We start from the raw sequence: 3,063 nt of genomic DNA on the forward strand, positions 1-3,063 counted from the left end.
CACGGGCTTGGCCCGGGTATCGGCATGACGGACAGACCAATCGATGGGTCGACGATAACGTCATCAGTATAACATTGGACATATTCAAATGAGTGACGTCCCCTGAACGAACTGGTCAAACGCTCCGCCCTCGAACTGGCCGAAATACTGCGCCGCCATGCCTGGTTCCGCGAATCCCGTCCAGGCGGCCGCCGCGCCGTCCTGCTCGATTGCGACCTCTCCGGCGTCGACCTCGGCGGACAGGATTTGTCGCACGCCAACCTGACCGGCTCCTCCTTCATCGGCAGCAACCTCACCGCCTGCCGCCTCGACTCCGCCACCGTCTTCGGCTGCGATTTCCGCCGTGCGAACCTGAAAGACGCCAGCCTGAGCCGCGCCGACCTCCGCGGCTGCAATTTCAGCGGCGCCATGCTCGTTGGCGCCAACCTCTTCGAGGCCGACATGCGCGAAGGCGGACAGATCGCCAGGGACCGGTCGGGGGAGTTCCGGGCGCGCGGCCCGAACGAGGTGAACGCCGGCACCGGCCGTACCACCTTTTCCGGTGCCAACCTGACCAACGCCAGCCTCGCCGGCGCGTTTGCCGTCAAAACCGATTTTTCCGACGCCCTCATGCGTGACTGCCGCCTGACCCGCGCCCATCTGAGGGGCGCGAATTTCTCCGGCTGCGACCTGGACGGGGCGGATTTCGGCCAGGCCGACACCCGCGACACCTGCTTCCAGGGCGCCAGCCTGTCCGGCACCAATTTTACCTTCGCCAACGTCGCCGGCGCCGACATGAAAGACGCGCTGTCCGACAAGCCGCACGGCAAACTGCTCAGCACCCTGGATGTCAGCCTGGAGGACATGCTCGCCTGGCATGTCGCGTTCATCGAATCCAACGGCAAGCAGGGCCAACTGCTGGACCTCACCGGCTTCGACCTGCGCGGCAGCCGGGCATTCGTCGGCGCACGCCTGACCATGGCCCGCGCCGCGAACGCCGTGTTCTGCGGCGTGGACCTGACGCGATCCGCGTTCCAGGCAGCCAAGTGCCCGGACAGCGATTTCCGCAAAAGCCGGCTCGACGGGGCGGACATGCGCGGTATCAGCCTGGCCGGTGCCCGACTCGACAGCGCCTCCATGCGCAAGACCGACCTGCGAGCCCTCCAGATCGGTTCCGGCGCCCGAATACCAGCCGATCTGTCCAACGCTCGGCTTCGTCACACCGATCTCCGCGACGCCCTGCTGAACGGCGTCAGCTTCGTCGGCGCCGATCTCTCATTCGCCGACCTGACCGGCGCCACCCTCACCGGCGCCGACTTCGCAGGCGCCAGGCTGGTCTCCAGCAAGATGTCGCGCGAGCAGATGACCATCGCCCGCGACCTGGGCGCCATCGTCGCGGCCTGAGCGCCGGCGCAACTTCACCGCCGAACACATAAATCTAATGTCAATCCGCCGGATTATCGCCAGCCCAGCATAGGTCCATCTATGTGCGCAACATGGTGGTCAGACCTTCTGGCCGGAGATGGAGATTTCCGATGAAAACCCTGATTCGCGCTGCCTTCGCAGTTGTCAGCCTGGGTGTCGCCGTAGCCAATGGCCAGACCGCCCCGTACCAAGCCCCAGCGCATAATTATTACCAAAACAACTGGATGGCCGGCAGTGATTAACGCCAGAAAATGGGTTGAGGTCGGGAGGCCATGATCGCCACAGGCGAGAAAGACCCCGCAGCCGACAAGATGTGAGCCACCACCTTCCGAGAGACGCCACACAAGCCCGAAGCCGACCTATGCGCAGTGCGGCCTTCGCGGCGGCCGACGGGACTGGGTCAAGGAAACATTGCCTGGGTAGGTCGGTTCTGTTGCCGCGACGGCGGCGGACACAGCCGCTGGTTTCCGTACCTCCAACCTTGCATTATTCGACGTCATGAGTGTTTCCGTCGGGCTTAGCTCGATTGCCAGCATTCGCTCGAATGCGTATCCTCCATCGAACATGTTCCGGTGGGGGGCTAAATGTTCTGGAGACCGATCGCACCGGGGATCAGCATAAGCCAGGCTGGGTTCGGAGCAGCGACAGGGGGAACCCTGGGTTGCTTCGTCGAAGACAAAGAAACAAAGAAGATCATGCTGCTCAGCAATATGCATGTTCTGCAGTTCTTTCAGTCTCCACCAAGCTTTTTCTATGCGACGCCACGCCCGCAATCACAGCTCGACATCGTGCAGCCTTGCGCAATCGAGCTGAAGGAGTTCGCGGAACAATCGATTGGCAGGGACAAGAAGGCAGTATGGCTCAAGGGGCACCCACCGCCCAAAAACCCATCCTATGGAACCTTTTCACCACCTACAACCGACCCTCAAAAACCGAGTGAGCCGATCACCCAAACCGACATCGACAAATTCTATTTGAAGACGCTCAACGAATTCGTGGCCTCGGCAATCGAAAAATGCACGGTCGCCAAGTTTGAGCGTGGATTCTTGGAAACGAACTTCGACGCTGCCGTTGCGACACTGAAGCCAGGTGTGCAGTGGACAAACGCGACTCTGGACGGCACGCAGATACTTGCCCCCCCTCCGGTCCCAACGCCCGGAGGCCCGGTCTGGAAATACGGTGACGCATCCGGTATCAAGAAATGGGGCATCGGCATGGTAAGCCAAGACAAGGTCAAGGTGCCGTTCAAGACTTTCAACAACGACTCGATGCTGTTCGGGCCGATCGATCCCGCATCCAAGCAATTGCCCGTCGAATTCAACGCGGGGCAGGTCTGGAAGATCACTGGTACCGGCGGCGGCACCTTTCAGATCCAGGGCGATTCGGGGTCCGCGCTGTGCGACCAACACAATCGCCTTATCGGCCTGATGAGCGCCGGCGGTGTCGGCCCGACCGCATATGCAATCCCGATTGACGTCATATTCAGCAAGCTGAACGTCAGCTTTCCGGGCGTGCCGAGCGGCACGGCGTAGAAGCCAAAAATCGGACGGATCGATAATCGGCAACGCACATTCGGGGATCTTCCTCGTCTCCGTTGATACAAAGGGTCTGTCGGCACTAACGCCGCCGGCCTCTCATCGTCATGGCGGGCGAAGGCCC

4 protein-coding genes are annotated in these 3,063 nt (G+C 61.6%); 3 read left to right on the forward strand and 1 reads right to left on the reverse strand.

Annotated elements, in window-relative coordinates:
- Nucleotides 1-84 precede the first annotated feature (84 nt).
- Nucleotides 85-255 carry a hypothetical protein gene (locus GSQ89_RS27440; RefSeq protein ID WP_158931289.1) on the reverse strand — a complete coding sequence of 57 codons (171 nt, stop codon included), beginning with the start codon at nt 253-255 and terminating at the stop codon, nt 85-87.
- Between GSQ89_RS27440 and GSQ89_RS27445 the strand changes: the two genes are divergently transcribed.
- The 3 genes from GSQ89_RS27445 to GSQ89_RS27450 all read left to right on the forward strand — a co-directional run bounded on the left by GSQ89_RS27445 (nt 247) and on the right by GSQ89_RS27450 (nt 2,936).
- Nucleotides 247-1,383, forward strand: a complete 1,137-nt coding sequence (locus GSQ89_RS27445) for a pentapeptide repeat-containing protein (protein WP_158931291.1) — start codon at nt 247-249, stop codon at nt 1,381-1,383. The two genes, GSQ89_RS27440 and GSQ89_RS27445, sit on opposite strands and share 9 nt — an antisense overlap.
- A gap of 131 nt (nt 1,384-1,514) precedes the next feature.
- Nucleotides 1,515-1,646: a hypothetical protein gene (locus tag GSQ89_RS39820; RefSeq protein ID WP_256367353.1), complete on the forward strand. Its 132-nt coding sequence runs from the start codon at nt 1,515-1,517 to the stop codon at nt 1,644-1,646.
- A gap of 342 nt (nt 1,647-1,988) precedes the next feature.
- The gene (locus GSQ89_RS27450) at nt 1,989-2,936 is read left to right on the forward strand and encodes a hypothetical protein (protein ID WP_158931293.1); all 948 of its coding nucleotides are present in this window, start codon (nt 1,989-1,991) and stop codon (nt 2,934-2,936) included.
- The last annotated feature ends 127 nt before the right edge of the window (nt 2,937-3,063 follow it).

The organism is Acidisphaera sp. S103, from assembly GCF_009765975.1.
Taxonomy (GTDB): Bacteria; Pseudomonadota; Alphaproteobacteria; order Acetobacterales; family Acetobacteraceae; genus Rhodopila.

What these genes read in the sequence shown, in the direction of transcription:
- GSQ89_RS27450 (WP_158931293.1), top strand. Translation starts at nt 1,989, where the DNA reads ATGTTCTGGAGACCGATCGCACCGGGGATCAGCATAAGCCAGGCTGGG.
- GSQ89_RS39820 (WP_256367353.1), top strand. Translation starts at nt 1,515, where the DNA reads ATGAAAACCCTGATTCGCGCTGCCTTCGCAGTTGTCAGCCTGGGTGTC.